At 45.1% G+C, this 21,091-nt stretch carries 21 protein-coding genes; 15 read left to right on the top strand and 6 right to left on the bottom strand.

All coding sequences use genetic code 11. From position 1 onward, the window contains the following. Positions 1 to 316 precede the first annotated feature (316 nt). Positions 317 to 1,069, bottom strand: coding sequence for a tryptophan-rich sensory protein (locus AC3EBE_RS03700; RefSeq protein ID WP_488593659.1), 753 nt, complete (start codon positions 1,067 to 1,069; stop codon positions 317 to 319). Positions 1,070 to 1,216: 147 nt separating this feature from the next. Then, positions 1,217 to 1,582 (bottom strand): winged helix-turn-helix transcriptional regulator, encoded by a 366-nt coding sequence (locus AC3EBE_RS03695; protein ID WP_488593658.1) that lies wholly within the window; start codon positions 1,580 to 1,582, stop codon positions 1,217 to 1,219. A 103-nt stretch (positions 1,583 to 1,685) separates the two neighbouring features. Here AC3EBE_RS03695 and AC3EBE_RS03690 point away from each other — a divergent pair, with 103 nt between their 5' ends. Continuing rightward, on the top strand, positions 1,686 to 2,663 hold the full coding sequence (locus AC3EBE_RS03690) for a zinc-binding dehydrogenase (RefSeq protein ID WP_488593657.1): 978 nt from the start codon (positions 1,686 to 1,688) through the stop codon (positions 2,661 to 2,663). Between the two features lie 44 nt (positions 2,664 to 2,707). Here AC3EBE_RS03690 and AC3EBE_RS03685 read toward each other — a convergent pair whose 3' ends face one another. Further along, on the bottom strand, positions 2,708 to 3,952 hold the full coding sequence (locus tag AC3EBE_RS03685; protein WP_488593656.1) for a DUF5068 domain-containing protein: 1,245 nt from the start codon (positions 3,950 to 3,952) through the stop codon (positions 2,708 to 2,710). Between the two features lie 302 nt (positions 3,953 to 4,254). Between AC3EBE_RS03685 and AC3EBE_RS03680 the strand changes: the two genes are divergently transcribed. The 7 genes from AC3EBE_RS03680 to AC3EBE_RS03650 all read left to right on the top strand — a co-directional run bounded on the left by AC3EBE_RS03680 (position 4,255) and on the right by AC3EBE_RS03650 (position 11,744). Continuing rightward, positions 4,255 to 5,175: a methyl-accepting chemotaxis protein gene (locus AC3EBE_RS03680; protein WP_488593655.1), complete on the top strand. Its 921-nt coding sequence runs from the start codon at positions 4,255 to 4,257 to the stop codon at positions 5,173 to 5,175. A 739-nt stretch (positions 5,176 to 5,914) separates the two neighbouring features. Further along, positions 5,915 to 7,582, top strand: a complete 1,668-nt coding sequence (gene rnjA, locus AC3EBE_RS03675; protein WP_488593654.1) for a ribonuclease J1 — start codon at positions 5,915 to 5,917, stop codon at positions 7,580 to 7,582. A 529-nt stretch (positions 7,583 to 8,111) separates the two neighbouring features. Further along, complete coding sequence (locus AC3EBE_RS03670) at positions 8,112 to 8,981, top strand: cation diffusion facilitator family transporter (protein ID WP_488593653.1); 870 nt, start codon at positions 8,112 to 8,114, stop codon at positions 8,979 to 8,981. Positions 8,982 to 9,068: 87 nt separating this feature from the next. Further along, positions 9,069 to 9,260 carry a hypothetical protein gene (locus tag AC3EBE_RS03665; protein WP_488593652.1) on the top strand — a complete coding sequence of 64 codons (192 nt, stop codon included), beginning with the start codon at positions 9,069 to 9,071 and terminating at the stop codon, positions 9,258 to 9,260. A gap of 606 nt (positions 9,261 to 9,866) precedes the next feature. After that, positions 9,867 to 10,262 carry a VOC family protein gene (locus tag AC3EBE_RS03660; protein WP_488593651.1) on the top strand — a complete coding sequence of 132 codons (396 nt, stop codon included), beginning with the start codon at positions 9,867 to 9,869 and terminating at the stop codon, positions 10,260 to 10,262. A 23-nt stretch (positions 10,263 to 10,285) separates the two neighbouring features. Then, a complete protein-coding gene (locus AC3EBE_RS03655) occupies positions 10,286 to 10,654 on the top strand; it encodes an MmcQ/YjbR family DNA-binding protein (protein WP_488593650.1) in 369 nt (122 codons plus the stop codon). A 139-nt stretch (positions 10,655 to 10,793) separates the two neighbouring features. Next, positions 10,794 to 11,744 (top strand): TRM11 family SAM-dependent methyltransferase, encoded by a 951-nt coding sequence (locus tag AC3EBE_RS03650; RefSeq protein ID WP_488593649.1) that lies wholly within the window; start codon positions 10,794 to 10,796, stop codon positions 11,742 to 11,744. A gap of 65 nt (positions 11,745 to 11,809) precedes the next feature. Here the strand turns inward: AC3EBE_RS03650 and AC3EBE_RS03645 are convergent, their stop codons facing one another. Beyond that, a complete protein-coding gene (locus AC3EBE_RS03645) occupies positions 11,810 to 13,255 on the bottom strand; it encodes a DEAD/DEAH box helicase (RefSeq protein WP_488593648.1) in 1,446 nt (481 codons plus the stop codon). Positions 13,256 to 13,542: 287 nt separating this feature from the next. On the opposite strand from AC3EBE_RS03645, the gene AC3EBE_RS03640 reads away from it, so the two are divergent. After that, on the top strand, positions 13,543 to 13,725 hold the full coding sequence (locus AC3EBE_RS03640; protein WP_488593647.1) for a DUF3896 family protein: 183 nt from the start codon (positions 13,543 to 13,545) through the stop codon (positions 13,723 to 13,725). An 83-nt stretch (positions 13,726 to 13,808) separates the two neighbouring features. Next, entirely contained in the window at positions 13,809 to 14,267 is a 459-nt protein-coding gene (locus tag AC3EBE_RS03635) for a YhfM domain-containing protein (RefSeq protein WP_488593646.1), read from the top strand. Positions 14,268 to 14,302: 35 nt separating this feature from the next. Here the strand turns inward: AC3EBE_RS03635 and AC3EBE_RS03630 are convergent, their stop codons facing one another. Further along, a complete protein-coding gene (locus tag AC3EBE_RS03630; protein ID WP_488593645.1) occupies positions 14,303 to 14,821 on the bottom strand; it encodes a hypothetical protein in 519 nt (172 codons plus the stop codon). Positions 14,822 to 14,916: 95 nt separating this feature from the next. On the opposite strand from AC3EBE_RS03630, the gene AC3EBE_RS03625 reads away from it, so the two are divergent. The 5 genes from AC3EBE_RS03625 (at position 14,917) to AC3EBE_RS03605 (ending at position 19,771) form a co-directional block, all read left to right on the top strand. Continuing rightward, on the top strand, positions 14,917 to 15,504 hold the full coding sequence (locus AC3EBE_RS03625; protein ID WP_488593644.1) for a vWA domain-containing protein: 588 nt from the start codon (positions 14,917 to 14,919) through the stop codon (positions 15,502 to 15,504). Positions 15,505 to 15,558: 54 nt separating this feature from the next. Then, positions 15,559 to 16,209 (top strand): DUF4352 domain-containing protein, encoded by a 651-nt coding sequence (locus AC3EBE_RS03620; protein ID WP_488593643.1) that lies wholly within the window; start codon positions 15,559 to 15,561, stop codon positions 16,207 to 16,209. A 339-nt stretch (positions 16,210 to 16,548) separates the two neighbouring features. Further along, entirely contained in the window at positions 16,549 to 17,589 is a 1,041-nt protein-coding gene (locus tag AC3EBE_RS03615; RefSeq protein WP_488593642.1) for a hypothetical protein, read from the top strand. An 87-nt stretch (positions 17,590 to 17,676) separates the two neighbouring features. Then, positions 17,677 to 18,363, top strand: coding sequence for a response regulator transcription factor (locus AC3EBE_RS03610; protein WP_488593641.1), 687 nt, complete (start codon positions 17,677 to 17,679; stop codon positions 18,361 to 18,363). Beyond that, positions 18,353 to 19,771, top strand: a complete 1,419-nt coding sequence (locus AC3EBE_RS03605; protein ID WP_488593910.1) for a sensor histidine kinase — start codon at positions 18,353 to 18,355, stop codon at positions 19,769 to 19,771. Before AC3EBE_RS03610 ends, AC3EBE_RS03605 begins: the two co-directional genes overlap by 11 nt. Positions 19,772 to 19,825: 54 nt before the next feature. Here AC3EBE_RS03605 and AC3EBE_RS03600 read toward each other — a convergent pair whose 3' ends face one another. Continuing rightward, positions 19,826 to 20,905: a GIY-YIG nuclease family protein gene (locus tag AC3EBE_RS03600; protein WP_488593640.1), complete on the bottom strand. Its 1,080-nt coding sequence runs from the start codon at positions 20,903 to 20,905 to the stop codon at positions 19,826 to 19,828. Positions 20,906 to 21,091: the final 186 nt, after the last annotated feature.

Genomic DNA, 21,091 nt, shown 5'->3' with positions numbered 1-21,091 from the left:
TTTTATGACAGTCGAATTTATAAAAAATGGCTCTGTTAAACAAGGCTGTTGATTTTCGTTCCAGGCGCTTCGCTTTCCTCGGGGCGTGCGGTGAGCCTCCTCGTCGCTGCGCTCCTGTGGGGTCTCACCTGTCCCGCTTCATCCCGAAGGAGTCTACGCGCCTTCCACTACAATCAACAGGGTTTAAAAATCAACATTCAGCCTTAACAGAGCCAAAAAAAAGATAAGTTCGATACCATGCTACTTCTATAATAAGATATCCACAGGAATAAGTATGTAAACTTTTATAAAAAAACAGCCTGAATCCGATGCAGGATCAGGCTGTTGGCTGGTGCCGGCTGAAATAAGCTTTTATGCTGCCCTTATTGACCATGATGATGATCAGGATGATTGCGCTCAGTGCATAGGCAACATAGCTGACAGAAGGATGTCCCGCAGCATTTTTAACGCCGATGCCAATGAACGCCCAAATGAAAACGAGCGGGTAAACCGGGTCTTCCATTTTCCGGAAAAAAGCAATGGACAGAATTGCCGCCACCAGCAGCATGATGAAGGTCCAGGACTCGTCGGTTATGCCGAAGCCATCCCAGCCAATGAATTTCAGGTAATAGCTGATATTGGCGATAGTTGCGACGCTGATCCAGCCGAGGTAGACAGAAAAGGCAACGATCTCCAAGAATGCCGGCTGCACGGTTTTGATGGTATGGTAAAGTGCAATCAGCGTAAGAAGCAAGGCAATCATCACGATCACCGTCATGAAGAAGAACTCATAATGCCATAAAAGAATCCAGGTGATATTGAGGGCAGAACTTAATACATATAACGGTGTAGCTTTCCGGTAAATCGGCAAATCACGCCTTGAGGAAGGGAACTGCATGAAACTCCAAATCAAAAGCAGAAAATAAATCAGACCCCAGATGCCAAACACATACCCCGCCGGCGTGAACAGCACCTCAAGCTTGTTGGAGATCTCCCCGGTCGTCTGCCCATTGATTGGCAAAATATTCGCCAGAGCATTCACCGTCACCACAAGGATGGTCGCAATCAAATTCACGATGAAACGTCCCATAATCCACCAGCCTTTCGAATAGCCTTTTCACTATGCTATTCCAATCATTTCATTAAATACCCTTTTGCCATGGGAGGATGGCGATAAACATTTGGATGCGCTCTGTGTTGGTTGAGTATGAACTGCTCTTGTAAGGAGTAATCTGGTTTAAGATTCCATAAAGTCAATCGAAGTCCAGCATTTATTCATGCTGATGCCATGTTCTCCCGCATATTCATCTCCCCATTTGCACATTTCGAACAGTGTTGTCTGCAGTTTTTTGCCGACAGCTGTCGTGGAATATTCAACCCGGTTGTCCTCGAAAGATTTACGCTCCACAAGGCCGTGGTACTCGAGTTCTCTGAGCTGCTGGGTAAGCATTTTCTGGGTGATACCTGGAAGTGACACTTTTAGTTCATTGAAGCGCTTTGTTCCTTCATTCAGGTTCCATAGGATGAGCACTTTCCATTTGCCGCCGATCAAGTCGATGACGAGATCAATCGCGCAGTCATAACGGTTGTATAATTCTTTCATTCTATTTCCTCCAAGGTTACTGTTTGGTGCCTTGCTGTAATTTTGCACAGTATATAATATAAACCAGGTCAGGAAAAACTATTTCTCGAAGGAGATGACATACATGAAAGCATTGCTTTTACAAAATAAAGGCCTTTGGAAGGAAATGAAGGTCGAAGAAATCAGCACACCACAGCCAGGAGCAGGTGAACTGTTAATTGAGGTCCATGCCGTCGGCCTTAATCCGGTCGATTATAAAACAGCTGCCAATGGCAATCCGAACTGGACTTACCCACATATTCTCGGGCTTGATGTAGCCGGCATCGTTGTAGAAACTGGGGAGGGGGTAAGCAGCTGGAAAAAAGGAGACCGCGTGGTATACCACGGCAACCTTACGAAAAAGGGGGGGTATGCGGAATTTACAATCGCGCAGGCCCATGCGGTTTCGCGGATTCCAGACGGAGTCAGCTTTGAAGATGCCGCAGCAATCCCGACTGCAGGTTATACGGCATATCAGGCCCTGTACAGAAAACTTCCATTTGATCAGATAGAAACTATTGTCATCCATGGAGGGGCAGGAGGAGTTGGCGGCTTTGGTGTCCAATTGGCCAAGCTTGCTGGAAAAACGGTCATTTCAACAGCTTCAAGCTCCAATCACGATTATGTAAAATCGTTAGGCGCCGATTACGTGATTGATTACAGGAATGAAGATGTGGCTGCACGAGTGATGGAAATCACCGGCGGTACTGGTGTTGACGCAGTAGTTGATGCTGTCAGCAGGCAGAGTGCCACTGAATCCCTGGACATGCTTGGCTATATGGGGCATATCGCCTATATTGCCGGACCGCCTGAATTCACAAAAATCCCAGGGTTCACTAAGGTTCCGTCCTATCATGAAATCGCTCTGGGAGCAGCTTACCAGGGCGGGCTAAAGGCTGAGAAAGACCTCGCCGTAATGGGCGATGCGATGCTGAAGCTGATGGCTGAAGGGAAGCTTTCATCCATGTTAAAAGAAACAATTAACCTGGAAGAGGTGCCAGCTGCGCTTGAACGCTTGTCTGAACGCCATGTAAAAGGGAAAATCGTTGCTAAAATAAAATAATGCAAATAGCCGCCCAAAGGTTTGGGCGGCTAAATTTTTGTTGATTATCTCGGCAAAGCAAAGGTTGCTTTTCTGCCTTTGAACGCTTCGTTGCCATCCGCGGCAATGAATGGGCCGAATTCCAGCAAGAACTTCTTATACAAATCAAATTCGTCTTTCCTGAATAGATAAACTAGTAACTTCTCACCCTGCTGGCCAGCGGCGATATCGGGCTGGCTGCTCGGCTCAGCCATTCCCTGGCTCATATAGCGTGCACGGTTATCATCGACGTTCAGGATCGTATGGACGTTCGTGATGCTGACTGGATCTTTGGACTGGTTATCGATCTTCATTTTTACGGTCAGTGCAGCAATGCCGTTTGTGCCAAAGTCAGTGAACATCTCTTTATTCGCTTCTGTTGGGATGATTTCCGTATACTGGACACCATCAAGCGTGACCTTCACATCGCCAATCTGCTGGGTTTCATTAATGCCGGCCTTCTCAAAAATCATCTTCTTGTCTGCCCAGTTATCGGAAGAAAGGCGGTCCTGGTAGAATTGCGGCTGTGAACTTACCTGCTTGGCCTGTTCATCGCTGAATATAAAATCGTAAGACTGGGAATTTTGCTGAAAACTATTTCCAAAGCTGTCATTATCAGCAACGCCGCCCTCGATAATATACTTAGGCTTGACTGTTTTCATTCTCTCAAACTCTTCATTTGTCAGGGTGAAAGTCACCAAGCCAGCTACTTTTTCCTTCGGCTCGAACACGGTAAAATCGTCCTGGTTCTTTTTGATTCTATTAATCTGCTTGTCTTCCGGAACATAGTTTTTCCAGTCAGACGAAATGAAATCAAAATCATTCGCCAGCTGCAGGCGATGGTAGTTTGAATACCACATCTGTTTGTCAGTGCCGTTTTCAAGCGTGACCTTCGCGGTAATCACATATCCGTCGATCTGGTCATCAAACAGGATTTTCGCGCTTTCATTCATGTCGGTCACCTTGGCGATTTCATAGCCATCGACAGTCACCTTGAATCCATTCATATCATGAGTATAATTCGCTTCATTGTTTGTGTAGACCACTTCGACATTGCCTTCTGTTTCCTCGGCAATCGCGGGGTTCAGTTCACCGCTGGCTGCAGCAGTTTCCGTCTTTTCATCTGTTTTTTCTTCTTTAGCAGCTTCTGTTTTTTCCGTTTTCGGCTTTGTTTCTGCTTCTGCCTTTGAGGCCTTCTCATCATTTCCGCACGCAGACAAGACTAGCGTGAAGGAAAGGATGAACACCGCAAGCAAGTTTTTATGCACCATTTTTCACAACCCTTTCTATTGTTGGGGATATTGTAAAAAAAGCCCAACTAAATGACTTTTTCATTATATAGAAAGGGACTCTGAAATATCTAATAATTTACATTTATTTTCCAAAAATAAGAAAAAGGTACTAGGTGATTTTACTCCAATAAAATAGCCAAATTCCAATATAGTAGTAGTTTGATAGCTGTTTTATCCTTCATGAGGGATAGCACATTGAAAATTGTAGAATTGACGGGAATCTAGTACTATTGATTCATGAATTAGACACGCTAGAAAAAAAGTAGAAGAGGATGACAGCGATGCTAACGAGTTCCCTGGTTGAAAGCACACAGGTTTTTGAGGAAGGTGCCGTACTGGCAGCAATGGAGAAGTCATTGGCGATGATTGAATTTGACCCAAATGGACAGGTGCTCTGGGTGAACGAGAATTTTGCCCGGACGATGGAATATCGAGTCGGGGAAATGGTCGGGCTGCAGCACCGCCAGTTCTGTACGGAGGAATTTGCCAGCAGCCGGGCATACCAGGAATTATGGCGTAATCTTCGCAAGGGCATGAGCTTCCAGGAAAAAATCCAGCGGGTCACAAAACGCGGCAAGCTCCTCTGGCTGGAGGCAACCTATACGCCGGTTTACGATGCAGCCGGGAAGCTGGCAGGCGTCGTGAAGGTTGCAACCGATATTACGGAGCGGGAAATGAACTCCGGAAGAGTAGCGGAGCAGCTGAAGCAGATGTCAGAAGAGCTGAGCGGCAGGGCTGAAACGGGAATACAGCGCAGCGAAGAGGCCGCCCTGGCAACCACAAGGCTTGTGGAAGAATCGACGGAAAGCCTGGAAATCCTCGAATCGCTGAAGTCGCAGGCCAAATCGATCGGCAGCATCGTCAAGACCATCCGGGAAATCGCCGCCCAAACGAATTTATTGGCGCTGAATGCCGCAATCGAAGCAGCCCGCGCCGGCGAGCACGGCCGAGGCTTCAACGTAGTCGCAGGCGAAGTCCGCAAGCTCGCCACCCGCGTCCAGGATTCCATCCAGGAAGTCAACGCCCACATCGAAGGCATCACCGGCGAAATCAACAAAATCAGTGAAGCCACCACCCGTTCCCAGGCAGGCATCACCAACAACCAGGCACTCAACAAACAAGCAGTCGCCGCCTTCAAAGAAATCGGCAGCGCCGCCCGCCAGCTCGACGAACAGGCGAAAGCATTTAAGGATATATTGTAAAACGCGGGGCACCACTTGATTTAGTGGTGTTTTTTCTTTTTTGGTAAAACGGGTAGATGAGGCATTATTTAAGATGAAGTACCCGTAACCGTAGATAAAACTTCCTTGACCGTAGATAAAACTCAGCTAACCGTAGATAAAACATCCCTGACCGTAGATAAATCTTACCTAACCGTAGATAAAGCGGCAATTACTTATGTTAACGCATTATTAACCTGAAGATGAATCGGGATATTGACCTCAACTGGTATTAAATTGCCCCTAACTGGAATTAAACCCTCTCCAACTGGAATTAAAAAACCCGCAACTGGTATTAAATTGCTCCCAACTGGTATTAAATCGAAAAAAGCCCTCATCAATATCCCAAACCAAGCTCCAATCAAGTAAATGATTGTACCAACAAGTCAATAAGCGCCCCACTGCAAGTGAAATACCAATCCCAACTAGCAAAAACCAAACCCATCCAGAAAAAAACAAACCAAAAAAGCAAACACACCTACTCAAGCAAAAATAACTGCATCATCCCATAAGTTTTCGGCACAACCCGGCAATTTTTCCCTGATAAAACCCGTCTCATTAACGAACGGTATATCATAATTTGTTGAATGCGCTATTTTGTGGTATATTTTAAGGACTTCAAACCTCATAATTTCTCCATTAAATTTCCTCACTATTCTTTATTTTTATAATGATTCCAGTGGGAATTGATCATATTGCAAAAAGAAACAGGAGTTGACTTATGGAACAAAAATTAAAAAAGGATCTTCGGATTTTCGCGCTGGGCGGACTGGGCGAGATCGGGAAGAACACGTATGTAATTGAATATAAAAATGAAATGGTCCTAGTGGATTGCGGAATCAAGTTCCCGGACAATGAGCTTTTGGGGATTGACTATGTGCTTGCGGATTACACGTATCTTAAGCAGAACCAGGACAAGCTTGTCGGAATTTTTGTCACACATGGCCACGAGGACCATATCGGCGGATTGCCATTCCTGCTTCAGGATGTGAAGGCACCGATTTATGGCGGCGACTTTGCCGTTGAACTGATTAAATCAAAGTTGGTGGAGCATAAAATCAAGGGCGTGACTTTCCACCAGATCAATAATGATACGGTTGTGGAATTCCAGAACATCAAGGTAAGATTCTTCCGCACTACACACAGTATCGCGGATTCATTTGGTGTCGTTGTCACGACTCCGGAGGGAAATATTGTCCACACCGGCGACTTCAAATTCGATTTGACGCCAGTCGGAGCTGGCACCGATTTTCAAAAAATCGCGGAAATCAGCAGCGAGGGTGTGCTTTGCCTGTTATCAGACAGCACGAACTCCGAGGTTCCAGGATTCTCTGTATCTGAAAAAAGAGTTGCTGAGGCAATTGAGGATATTTTCCAGACTGTTGACAGCCGGGTAATTTTTGCGACATTCGCATCAAATATCGACCGCATCCAGCAGGTGGTAAAGTCTTCATTAAAGCATAACCGCAAGATTGCCATTGTTGGCCGCAGTATGGAAAAATCAATGGAGATTGGCAGAAGGCTTGGGTATATCACGGCGCCAGACGAGGCATTCATTCACATCAATGAAATTGGGAAGGTGCCAAGCAATGAGCTGACGATAATTTGTACCGGAAGCCAGGGCGAGCCGATGGCAGCATTGGCAAGAATCGCGAATGGCACACATCGCCAGATTTCCGTCATTCCGGGAGACACAATCGTCTTCTCATCTTCACCAATTCCAGGCAATGCAATCAGCGTCAATCGCGTGATAGACAAGCTGCACCGCATCGGAGCTGAGGTCATTCACCACAAAATCAGTGAAGTCCACACTTCCGGCCATGGCAAGCAGGAAGAGCAGAAGCTGATGATCAAGCTGCTTAATCCGAAATATTTCATTCCGATCCATGGCGAGTTCCGCATGCTCGATCAGCATGTGAGATTGGCGGAGCAATGCGGTATACCGCGTGAAAACTGCTTTATTTTAGACAATGGAGACGTTCTCGAGCTGTCTGCGGATGGCGGCCAGCCTGGCGGAAAAGTGCCTGCCCAGCCGGTATACGTTGACGGCAGCGGAATCGGCGACATCGGCAATATCGTGCTGAAGGACAGAAGAGTCCTGTCACAGGATGGCCTTGTGATTGTCACGATGATGATCGACCGCGACAAGAATGCCCTTGTCAACAAGCCGACAGTCGTCACACGTGGCTTTGTCTATGTCAGGGAATCCGGCGATCTCATGAAAAACCTTGAAGAAATCATCAAGGATAAAATTACGACAGAATTGGCGGGCGGGACGAAGGATTGGTCCAGCCTCAAGAAAGCCATCATCGACGTCGTCAATCCGTTCCTGTATAGCCAGACGGGCAGAAGACCAATGATTTTACCAATTATCATGGAACTAAAATAAAACTTTGAACACACTAAACTTAACAGTTTGGTGTGTTTTTTTATTGTACACCAGGAAATTATAAAAATGATTTTGATGTGGATAACTATATAAGTTGTCTTAATCTAGCTCCAGCGCCTAGCCCCTCGAGACGCATGTCTAGTTTCGCCTCCTAGAAACTCCGAAACTTCAACTCCGCCCGCAGAAGCAAAAAGCGCTTCTTTGCCGGAGTCTCCAGTTTCTGCGTTTCTGGGCAGTCGGCTATACTTTTCGTGTTCGGTCCTGCCAATGAAGTCAAAAAGCGACTTCACTGTCAGGCCCTCCGACGGACACGATGTTCTAGTGCCGACGTTGCCACAGGACGTGGCGTTCTTAGTCGGCCAGCGCTTTTCGGGGCTAAACGAGGCGCTTGCGCTTTTTGCTTTTTTCCTCAAGGAAACTTTTTTGCCTTTCCAACACGAACATGCCTGCGGGTAAAAAGATTGCTATAGACCCACACGATTCCCGATTGTTAAAATGTTTAAGGCATTAGCAATGGAGGATTTTAAACATGGATGAACAGCGTTATAACAATTTGAAATTAGGCGAGCGCGGAGCCATAATAAGCATCGTCGCATATATCATTTTATCCGCATTGAAGCTATTTGTTGGCTACATAAGCAATTCAGAAGCCTTGATGGCAGACGGATTGAACAATACAACCGATATTCTGGCATCTGTTTCCGTGCTGATTGGCCTGCGGCTGTCGCAAAAGCCTGCAGATGAAGACCATCTCTATGGACACTGGAAATCGGAAATGGTCGCATCCATGGTCGCTTCTTTTATCATGATCCTGGTCGGTCTAGAGGTGCTGTATAGCGCGGTCACCTCAATCTTTGACGGAGTAACCGAAGCACCTGACCTGACTGCAGCATGGACAGGCCTGTTCTCTGCACTTGCCATGTATTTTGTTTATCGCTACAACCGCAAGCTTGCCCTGAAAATCAAGAGCCACTCCGTCATGGCAGCTGCCAAGGATAATCTCTCCGACTCATGGGTAAGTATCGGGACCGCTGTCGGGATCATCGGCTCACAATTCGGTTTGCCATGGCTTGACCCTGTAACGGCAGTCATCGTAGGCGGGTTAATTTTAAAAACAGGCTGGGACATCTTCCGCGAAGCTTCCCACCAGCTTACCGACGGCTTCGATATCGAGCTGATCAAGGAATATAATGAGAGCATTTGCAATGTTCCCGGTGTAAAAGGAATCAACGATCTGAAAGCACGCCGCTACGGCAACAATATCGTCGTCGACATCGTCATCACAGTCAATCCTACCCTGGATATCAGCACAGCACACGACATCTCCACAAAAGTCGAGCAAAAACTGATCGAAGAATATGAAATTTATGATGTCCATGTCCATGTTGAACCGGATTGAAACAGACTAGGAAAAATTATTAATTATTCATGAATGGTTAATGCTATACTTAGGTCTATTGAATCTTAAAGGGTAAGGTAACCATTCATGAAATTTTTAAAATCGCAAATGAAGCAGTTAGTCAAAGAAAATCCTGAGCTGCAGACGCGCTTAACTAGCTTGATAAAGGAACACGAGCTTGAAAAAAACTATGCTCTTAAGGCCTTATATCATTCTGAGGTCGCAGAAGGCGGAAAGTATCAGCTCGCATACCAGGCACTAGACCCGGTCAAAGAGTGAAGCATTTTTCTAAAAGAAGGCAACAACCCTCCACTGGGTGTTGCCTTTTTGCATGGGAAAAAACAGATGATTATTCTTATTGGCTGTTTTCGCAAAGATTGTTGCTTTCACCAATGTTGAATTGAGAGCCTGTTGCTCTTCGTTCCAGGCGCGCAGACTCCTTCGGGATGAAGCGGGACAGGTGAGACCCCGGAAGAAATGGTCCGAAAAGAAGGGACCATTTTTCCCCGCAGGAGCAAAGCGACGAGGAGGCTCACCGCACGCCCCAAGAAAAATTCGCTCTTGAAAAAGCCGGCAATTGGGCTTTTTTATAATTTTTCAGAGGAAAGCGAAGCGACTGGAACGGAAATCAACAGTTTGAAGCCTTCTTCAATAAACCATTTGGAAGGAGATTTCAAGAGCATATAGAATAGCAGCAAAGTATTAGAAAAGAGCCTTTTCATTAAAAATTGAATATATATTCTGAAAATTATCCTATAATAAAGAGGTAATCTATCAGAATTCGTCTCAAATGAGAGTAAGCTGAATTCATGAAAGAAGAACCTCATGATTTACATAAGTACAAGATGGCTGCAAGCAAAAAACATAGTTCATTAGGAGGTTGTCATGGGAAGATTAATTCATTTTGAAATTCATGTAAGTGATATGGAACGAGCAAAGAAGTTTTATGGAGAGGTTTTCGGCTGGACCTTTCAGGATTGGAGCGACTATGCCGGGATGCCGTACTTTGGGGCAGTGACTGGCGGCGAGAAAGAACCTGGGATCAATGGTGCTTTGATGCAGCGGAAAGGCAACCCGCCGGAAGCCAATGCAGCGATGAATGGATTTTCATGTACAATGGGAGTGGATAATTACGACCAGACGGAAGCCAAAATCCTTGAACATGGCGGCAAGGTCGCACTGCCAAAGCATGCCCTTCCTGGAATGGCGTGGCAGGGCTACTACCTCGATCCGGAAGGCAATGTATTCGGAGTTCATCAACCAGATGAAAATGCTAAATAGAAACGCTGACAGGTGAATATACCATGAAAACACAAGAAACGGGAGACATGCTTGAACGTGTACGCAAGATCTGTCTTGCTCTGCCTGAAGCTGTAGAAATCATTGACGGATTCGGTCACCATACATTTAAAATCAATGGGAAATCGTTCGTGATTTCAGGTGAAAGTGATAAGGGCTTCAGATTGTCGTTTAAGTCAGACCGGGAAACTCAAGTGTTATTGCTGCAAAAAGAGTATTTCTTCAAAACACCATATATCGGGCAGCACGGCTGGGTTTCGATTGAAAATCCCGAGTCAGAGAACTGGGATGAGTTGAGCGATCTCATTCAAGAAGCCTATTTGCGTGCAGCACCGAAGCGGTTGGTCAAAAATTGGATTGAGATGAATAAGTAATAAGTAATAAGTAATAAGTAATGAAGAAAGGCGGGAAATCTGCCTTTCTTTTTTCAGCTTCCTTTCCAGCTGTATCCAGATACTTTTATCATGTAAACTAGTATAGTTATGGAATGGATAAAGGAAGGAATGGAACAATTTGAATTACAAACACCTAGAGCCGCGCTCTTTTTTATATAATTACGCTTTGCCAGATGAAGAAAGAGAGTTATGCGCCCTGGAAATGCGCTCATTTTTCGGCGTGGATACGGATTCCAGCATTCTTGAAAGTACGATAAAAATAGACCCGAGCAGAAGCCCGTTCTTGAGAGGACGCATGGATGTCTGGTTTGAAGGCGACAAATTAGAGGACCTAATTGAGCAGGTAAAACAGTTGGAGCTGAATGGCTCTACTTTTAAAGTGATGTATGTAAAAGTCTCCGGACCAGATAAAGTGAATTTTAAAGACAGGCGCCGGATCGAACGCGAGGTTGGCCTGCACATTCCCGGGGAACCCGAACTGAATAATCCTGAGCTTGTGTTTGCTTTAATGAATGCAGGGGGCCGCTGGGTATTCGGTGAATATCACAGCAGTGAAGCGGTTTGGCTGCATCACCAGCAGAAGCCGCACAGTTACTCGACTTCCTTAAGTACGCGAGTGGCGAGAGCTGTCGCTAATATAGCTGTTCCTGATCCAGCCGGAGTGAAAGCGATCGATCCATGCTGTGGTATAGGCACAGTTGTCGTCGAGGCACTCTCAATGGGAATAGACATGGTTGCCAGTGACATCAATCCGCTTATCTTGCCGGGCACCCGGGAAAACATCGCGCATTTTGGCTATTTGACGGAAGTGAAATTCAGGGACATCCGTGAAGTGACAGGCCATTTTGATGTCGCGATTATCGATATGCCTTACAATCTGTGCTCCGTTATTACGCCAGAAGAGCAGCTTGAGATGCTGCAAAGCACACGGGAATTTGCCGATAAAGTCGTGATTGTTACAATTGAACCAATCGACTCGATCATCGAAGAAGCAGGTTTCAAGATAGCCGATCGTTGTGTTGTAAGGAAGGGCACCTTCGAACGCGAGGTTATTGTGTGTGAAAAATAGATAAATAAAAAGGACGATTATGGCTGGCATAATCGTCCTTTACTATGATTTCTATAAAACAATCTCTATTTAATAGCCTTGCTAACCCTGATTTTCTTTCCCTTAATTGTTGCGTCCTCCATCGCCTGGATGACCAACGAGCCTTTTCCGTTCAGGATATCGACATATGTCATCGTATCGTGGATCGTGATAATCCCGATATCATCCGCGGTTACTCCCGGGATTTTCGCGATTGTTCCCACGAAGTCTACAGCACGAAGCTTTTTCTTTTTCCCGCCGCTAAAATGAAGCTTTGTGATTCCCTGGTTGATGCGGGCCGTTTTGTTATTTTTGACGACACGGCGGCCGCCGATTTTCTCTTCGAAGGCAGCCTGGTTACTCGCAACCTCCTGCTTGCTTGGAACTTCTGCCACAGGAATTTCAAAGCCAATGTACCGTTCGATCGCTTTGATGAATTTTCCTTCATAAGGTGTAGCGAAGGTAACCGCTTTGCCTTTGTTTCCCGCGCGCCCCGTACGTCCTGTGCGGTGGACATAGCTTTCTTTTTCCATCGGAACATCATAGTTGATGACAATCGATACATTGTCGACGTCAATTCCTCTTGCGGCAACATCGGTGGCCACGAGATAACGGAAATTGCCCATTTTGAAGCCGTTCATAACCGCAAATCGATCTTCCTGCTCCAAACCGCCATGAAGCCTTTCGCATGAATAATTGGCAGCGTCAAGCTGAGCGTAGACGGTATCGACATTCTCCTTCGTCCTGCAAAAAATAATGCAGCTGTCTGGGTTTTCAACAACCGTAATGTCCTTAAGCAGCGCTATTTTCTCTTCTTCCTTCACTTCAATCAATGAGTGTTCAATCGTACTCGTGGTCACACCCGTAGAAGCAATTTCGATTTGAACAGGTTCCTTCATATATTGGTGGCAAAGATTTTCAACATCCTTAGGCAGGGTAGCAGAAAAAACCATCGTCACTCTGTCCTCTGGAAGTTGTTCGATGATCCACTCAACTGCTTCAATAAACCCCATGTTCAGCATTTCATCCGCTTCATCGATGATTAGATATTTAATTTTATCTAAAAGGAGCGTTTCTCTTTCGATATGATCAATCACACGGCCGGGGGTGCCGACAACGACATGTGTTTTTTGCTTCAGCTCTTCTTTCTGCTTGGAAAACGGCTCTTTTCCATAAACAGCCGCCGCTTTGATCCTTTTAAATCTGCCGATATTCGTGATGTCTTCCCGGACTTGGACCGCCAGCTCCCTGGTTGGGGTAAGAATCAGGGCCTGAGGCAGCTTCTCCTCCCATTCAACCATATCGCAAACAGGTATTCCGAATGAAGCTGTCTTTCCGCTTCCAGTCTGTGATTTCACGACAAGGTCCTGATTTTGCAATGCCAATGGAATGACTTCTGTTTGGACCTCAGTAGGATTTTCATATTTAAGCACACTAAGTGCCCGTTTGATTTCATCGCTTAAATTGTAATCCTCAAAGCTTTTTTCGCTCATGTATTAACCTCTTTTATAGTGTATTATCCGACTTATATATAGGATTCTCGCAACGAATCATCATATGCATAAACTGAATAGTATTCATTATACTTGAAATGCCCGCCCAAGCGAATGTAAAAAGAAGGGGATTCCAGAGAATGAACTGGGTTCTTTTTATTTAGAAATGTCCATTTTAAAGAATGTTTCACAATTTCACAATAAATCCGCCAATACCTCATGGGGTTCGTAGAGTATAATGAAAATAAAGATAGAAAGCGATTACATTTAAGGGAGGGTGTTAGGTAATGAACTATCAGGAAGTGAAATCTCAGTTAGAAGCATTGCAAATGACGCTCATGACAAAAATGCAGAACCCTGATTTGACCCTGGACGAAAAAGAGGCGATCCTCCGGTCAATCGCCAACTACGAGTATATTATCGAACTGACCTGCATGAACCATTTTGAACGCGGGAAAGTGATTCATTAGTATAAGTAAGGTGCCGGGCAGCCGGCATTTTTTTTGTGACCTTTTTCCAGAACCATCGTCTATATAAAAAAGGGGGCAATATAATGCACACCATAAATGCGGGAAGGCTTTTCATGACAATGATCCTGGCCGTTTTGACGATGGCAGCCTGCAGTGAAAAGGAAGCGATTCAACCGGACAGTAAAGCTGAAAAAATAGAAATCGTGAAGCTCGAGGGAAAAACGGTGATTCAGGCAGAGGTGGCCATGGTGGGAGAAAGCCTGCTGGATGTGAAACTACCGCACAAATCTTATAAGCAAGAAGAATCTGAGGCTCTCAAAACTTTTGTCAAAGCTATTGAAAAGGCTGAGGAAATGCCAGGAGTGGTTGATGTAGCGGTGCCTGATTATCTTCTGACACTTACGTTCGATGATAGAACAAAAGCAAAATACTCTTTGTGGTTAGGAATGGACGGAGGCTCCATCATGGATGAGAAGAACACGCATACTATCTCCAGTTTGCCTTCCTACTTAATAGATGACTTAAACAAATATGTAAAATAAAATCGGCAGACTTTCCATCTGCCGACTTTTTTATGCTATAAAACCCCGCTCAACGGCTTCATGCTAAAGTGATCCAGGGCATAATTTACCTCGCGGAGGCTGTATATTTTCTTTTCAATAAAAAATTGAATAATGAGATCAGTCGTATCACTGTCCGATAAGGAGTAGCCGGCAGCGCTTAATAGCCTGTCGGTTTCATTTTTATCCAGCTCAAGTGCAAGTGCCAGCGCCAGGACCGTATTCTTGCCTGGCCTATACTCTGGGTTGGAACGGATTTTTGAAAAATGGCGGCGGTCAATGCCAGCCTTCTTATAAATCTCTGCATCCGTGGCTTCCTTTTTATCAATAAAGCCAAAAAGAACCTCCTGGAGTGTAGGCTGCCGTTTGTCATTGATGAACATCTCAATATCCATCGGCGATACGCTTTCCATGACAGAATCCATATCAATGGATTTTTCCGATGGACTATATAGGATTATCTCCTTTTCAATAATGAAAGCCAGATTAGCTTCTAGATATTCCTGCAATTCTTCAAGAATCTTTTGATCTAGCATATGGTCACTCCCCGAAAATGTCGCTTAACAGGCGACCAATTTATGGATGAATCTAGCTATGATTATATCAGATTAAACATAGGAGGTTGTTGAAGATGAACAACAATTTAACAGAAATCATTTTCCTGCTCGACCGGAGCGGTTCAATGGCAGGACTGGAAAGCGATACAGTAGGAGGCTTCAATGCTTTTGTAAAAAGGCAGTGCGAACTTGAAGGCGACACAATCCTGACAACGGTGCTGTTTGATGATGAATATGAAGTATTGTGGAGTGGTATCGATGCACGGGAAGTCCTGCTTACAGAGGATGAATATTTTGTGCGGGGAACAACAGCACTGCTCGATGCCATTGGAAAGACCATTCTTGACGTCGGCTACAGACTGTCAAAAACACCTGAAGACCATCGGCCAGGCAACGTCATTTTCGTCATCACGACCGATGGCATGGAAAACGCCAGCCGTGAATTCACCTATAACAAAGTAAAAGAGCTGATCAGCCACCAGCAGGAAAAATACAGCTGGGAATTCATCTTCATGGGCGCAAATATAGACACAGCAAAAGAAGCAGACAGCCTCGGAATCCACCTCGAAAACTCATTCAGCTTCCAGGCAACACACAAAGGCGTCGAAAACATGTACGAAATGATCTCCGAATCCGTAATGGAAAAGCGAAGGGAAAATTGAAGCACGGGGACGTACCCAGTGCTTCCAAAATGACAAATCAGGAGGAAAAAAATCATGACAGATAATAAATTGACAGCTTGCAAGACTTGTAGGAAAGAAATCGCAAAAGGAGTGAAGAAGTGTCCTCACTGCGGAAAGGATCAGCGCAGCTTCTTTGGCAGGCATAAGATTTTAAGTTTAGCAGGAGCATTGATTTTGCTTGGTATCATCGGTTCAGCACTTGGCGGAGGCAGTGAGGAGGCAGCCACTGGAGGGACCTCATCTGCACCAGCAGCTGCGCCTGCCAAGGAAGAGAAAATTTTCAAAATAGGCGAACCCGTCCAGGCAGACAATGTTGAAATCACTGTCACCAAGTTTGAGGAGAAAGAGCAGGTCGGAAACGAATATATCAACAAAAAGGTTTCCGAAGGAGGAACCTTTGTGGCGATCCAGTACAAAATCAAGAACATATCCAAGAAGCCAGTCGGCATGTTTGATTATCCCTCTGTCAGCCTTGTCGATGAAGAAGGCACCGAGTACGAATCAGATATCGATGCCTCCACAAATTACGCAATCGAAACAAATGTCGACAATGCCAAAATCGCCAGCGACTTAAATCCAGGAATCACCGTTACCGATACAAAAGTATACGAAGTCTCCAAAGACAGCTTCGCAGCCGGAAAATGGTACATCAAAATTGGAGACCAAAAAGTAAAGCTGAAATAAGCACGGGGACGTACCTTTTGCTTCCGTCGCTAGATTGAAAAAAGGTGCGTCCTAACTTTTGAAAAGGACCTGGTATTTACCCGCTGTATCCGACCTCGCCAAAAGGATACCCACTCTTTTTTTCAATCTGACATGTTCCTGACATGCAGCGAGCTTTGATATTCTCAGCGTATTGGGCAGGAAATCACCGATTCTGCCGCCAATTTCAGCTTGTTTACTATTTTTGAAAATTATTTTGCTCTGACATTCTGCTGACATATTCCCCGGTTAAATTAGTGATATAAGGTTCACCACGAAATGGAACCTAAAAAAATGAAAAAACCTAGGAGGATGTCAGTTATGAAGAAAAAAGTAATCGGTCTTACAATCGCAGGAGCATTATTGGTCGGAGGTTATGCAACAACATCATTTGCGAATGATGACAGTACCACAGGCTCAATCGCAAGCAAGGTAAGCTCAAAGCTGGGTTTCATGGGGAAAGGCTTTGGCCATAAAGGATTCTTTGGCGGCAATTCCGAAGAGCTGATCGCGAAAGCTAAAGAGTTGGGCATCAGCACAACGGATAAAGATGCAGAAACCTTAATGAGTGAAATTCGCGAAGCCACGATAAAAAAGGAAGCAAAAGATCTGGGAATCACAACAAGCAATAAGGATATCGACACGATCGCCGGAGAAGTTCAATTGGCCAAGCTAAAAGAGCAAGCGAAGGAGATGGGAATTTCCACAGATGGAAAGGACGCAGCTGCACTTCATGAGGCAATCCGCCTGGCAAATCTGCAAACACAGGCTAAAGAGCTTGGGGTGTCAACAGCTGACAAAGATGAACAAACTTTAATGGAGGATATTCGTACGGCTTCCCTTAACCAGAAAGCAAAGGAACTTGGTGTTTCCACCGAAGGCAAGGACCTGCAGACACTTCAGCAGGAAGTTTATACCGCTGCAGTCAATAAGGAAGCAAAAGAACTTGGCATTACTGTAGATGGTAAAGATATCAGGGAAGTCGCTCAGGAAGTCATGACAGCTAAAGTGAAAGCTGAAGCTAAAGAACTGAAGATCACGATCGACGGAAAAACAATCAGAGAGATCGCAGCAGAAGTACAGGAGAAAAAAGTTGTGAACCTGGCAAAAGAGCTTGGGATTTCTACCACTAATAAAGATACTCGTCAGCTGATGGAGGAAATTCAGGCTAAGGATGCGGACAAGCTGGCAGAATTAACCGAGGACACTTTCGGCATGTTCGGTAAAGGTTTCGGCCATGGAGGAGGTTCTAAAGGCAAGGGCGGTATGGGCCATGAACGAGGATTTGGAGGGAAAGGCGGATTCGGCCCTGATGGGGGAAGGGGAGAGAACGGCCTTAGCGGAGAAGGATTCGGCTTATAAAAAGATCCACCAGTCAAGAAAGCCCCGGTTTCAAAACCCGGGGTATTTCTTGTATAGTTAGGGTTAGTGGTACTAGGAGGGACAGCAATGAAGACCATATTAATTATTGAGGATGAACAAACCATTTCACGAGTATTGGCTGTTTACCTAAAGCATGAAGGCTATGAAGTCATCCAGGCGTTCGACGGCCCAGGAGGTTTGGAAGCATTCGAGACGCATGAACCTGATCTTGTTTTGCTGGATGTGATGCTTCCGGGAATGGAGGGCTGGGAAGTGCTCAAGGAGATACGAAAAATCAGTTCCTGTCCCGTCATCATGCTGACTGCACTTGGAGATATCGATTACCGCCTTAAGGGATTGAATCAGGGGGCCGATGATTATATCACCAAACCGTTTGTCGGGGAGGAAGTGGTTGCCAGAGTCAATGCTGTCCTGCGCCGATCTCCCAAAGTCCTGGATACTGCTAATACGAAACAGTTTGGAAGCCTGAAGATTAATCTGGACTCGCATGAAGTCTCGCTTGGCGGCGAAACCGTTGTCCTGACACCCAAAGATACGAGTCTGCTGATTTTTTTGGCAGAAAGGCCGAATAGGACCTTCACAAGAGATAATTTAATAGAAAATATATGGGGAATGGATTATTTCGGAAGTGACAGGGCGGTGGATTTATCCATTAAACGGATCAGGCATGCGTTGTCTGACTGGCCAGAATCAGAAGGAGAAATTCGGACTCTAAGAGGATTGGGGTATCAGTTCCGTGTTCATGAAAAATAAAAAGCCAATATCAATGCTGCGTTACTGGACCACGAGGTATCTGATCACTCTTATTGCCGGCCTTGCCATTCTTGCCGCAGGCTCAATGTGGTGGATCAAACAAACAACGCTTGAAAACCGCCTGAATTTAATGGAATACCTGACTCTCGAAACAGCAGACCGCATTGCTCAAACAAGCGCTGCTGGAGACTTTGCTTATTTTGATAAAAGGCTTGAGAAACGTGCCCGAATCTTGCAGATGGAAAAACAGCCAGAATTATATATAACCGATATGGATGGGACTGTCATAAATGCAGGTCCGCCTCACAATGGTCTAGGCATAGGTCCGAACCGCTCTGCTGTCCAGGCAGGCCAGGTGCCGGCTGAGGTGCTCGAAAGTGAAGCTACATTCCAGGACTTTGTGAATAACGGCAGAGAGCTTTACGCTGTAAAAACTCCTCTAATCGTCAATGACAAGCAAACCGGCTGGGTTGTGGCCATCCAGGAGGCAGATGAACTGACCAATGTCGACCAGGAATACCGGCTGCTGATTATCCTGCTGTTGGGGCTGGGATTGCTGGGCTGGATTGTCATTTATCTGCTCTCAAAAAAAATAATTCAGCCGATACAGGATGTCGCCCATGCTGCTGCAAGGGTGAGTGAAGGTGATTATGAAATCGTCCTTGATACTGAGCCAAAAGAACGGGAGCTGCATGAATTGGTCAGCTCTTTCAAGGAAATGACCAATCGCCTCATCCAGCTTGAACAAATGCGCGCAGAGCTGTTAGCAGGAGTGACCCATGATTTAAAGACACCTGTTACTTCAATCAGCGGACTTGTCCAGGCTGTAAGAGATGGTATCGTGACTGGTGAGGAGCGCCAGGAGTTTTTGGATATTACGTTAAAAGAAATCCAAAGGCTGCAGACGATGATTGCTGACCTGCTTGATTTCAATTCGCTTGCTGCAGGTGCCTTCTCAATCCGTGCAGAGAATGTCAATATGAATAACCTGGTGAACGAAATTGGGAGACAATGGAAGGTCATTCAAAATGACCCTGTCACCCTCCATATCGTCACCCCGGACCATCCTGTGGAAAAAGAGACCGATCCGCTCCGGCTCCAGCAAATCCTGATCAATTTATTGAATAATTCATATCAAGCTATAGATAAAGAAGGCTCCATTTCTCTTATTCTTTCAGATGAAGGTATCGATGTCCAGGACACTGGAACCGGAATTCCGGATGCTGAACAAGCATTGGTTTTCGAACGGTTCTACCGCGGAGAAAAGAAAAAGCTAAAAGTGAGGGGTCTCGGTCTCGGGTTGCCTTTCAGCAAAATGCTTGCAAGGGCTTTAGGTGCAGATTTAATCCTGAAAAAGAGCACTCCCCAGGGAAGTACTTTTTCCATTGTATGGGACAAGAATAAATAGGAGATTTCTGGATCACGATGAAAAAGGCTGCATACTCGATATGCAGCCCGCCTCTTAAATATTATCCAGTAAATCTTTTACCGCCTCATCCAATTTTCCAAGCCCGCCGGACTCAAGCCATTCATCCAGAACGACAGCGGACTTTGCGCTGCTTCCATTCAGATAGCTGTATATAATCTGCGCTTCATCAAGTTCCTCTTTGCCGATTGCAATGGCTTCCTGAGGGCTTAGTTGTCCAAAAGAATCAAGGATGTGAGACCTTATTGAATTGACAAGCTCTTTTGTATTTCCAGATTCATAAGTCGCGCTGGAAATCACTTTATGCCCTTTAAGTAAAAAAAGCTTCAAAGTACTTTCATTTAGGTGTTCAATGACTGCCAGGTTTTTATTCTCCTCAGTAAACTGGATGAGATTTTCCTTATATAGAAGGATCGAGAAGGACTTAAGGTAATTCCGATACCTACCTGCGGCTTCAAAATTAAACTCTTCAGATGCCTGCAGCATTCTTTGCTCTAATTCTTCAAGAATGCTTAAGTCTTTTCCGGAAAGCAAAGCAATGATTCTATCAAAAATACCATTATACTCCCCAACAGCGGCACCGCCTAAGCATAAGCCATTGCATTTCCCGAGGGTGTAATTCAGGCAGGGAGATCCCTTCAGCGGATGAAGGCAATTTATATGAAAATACTCTTTTATATTCCCGATTGCTCTTTTTACATAAAGCGGGCTGGTGTAGGGCCCGAAATATAGCGTTCCTTCCCCTGAGTCTTTTTCAGATGTAACGAAGACTTTCCGGTATAAGCCGTCCATTTCGATTGCCAGATAGGAATAGCCCAGGTGGCTTTTCATCCTCTTGTTAAACAGAGGCTTCATTTCTTTGATCAGCTTGCATTCAAGCATGAACGCCTCGAATTCTGTATCAGTCAGGATATAGTCAAATTCATCAATATTTGCGACCATCTTTTTGATCTTTTGCGGATGGGAGGCTGTGTTTTGGAAGTAGGTCTGAACTCTCTTTTTGAGGCTTTTTGCCTTGCCAACATAAATGACATTGCCATGAAGATCCTTCATTATATAAACTCCCGGTGTTAACGGAAGCTGCCTAACCTTTTCTTTTAGATTCATCTTTTTCATTCCCTCTCCTATAAAAAAGTAGAATGACTCTTATTTAGTATAGCAATTTCAATGATATAAGGAATTTTTAAGCCCTTATATTCGCTCTTATTTAAGGACTATAAGGGATATCGCCTGATTAGTCGAAGCAAAAAGACATAATCCTCAATATGTTAACGCTTTTCTTCACTATCTCGCCCGTTTCCT

It is taken from the genome of Mesobacillus sp., from assembly GCF_057785455.1.
This window is presented reverse-complemented; position numbering and strand designations above follow the sequence as displayed.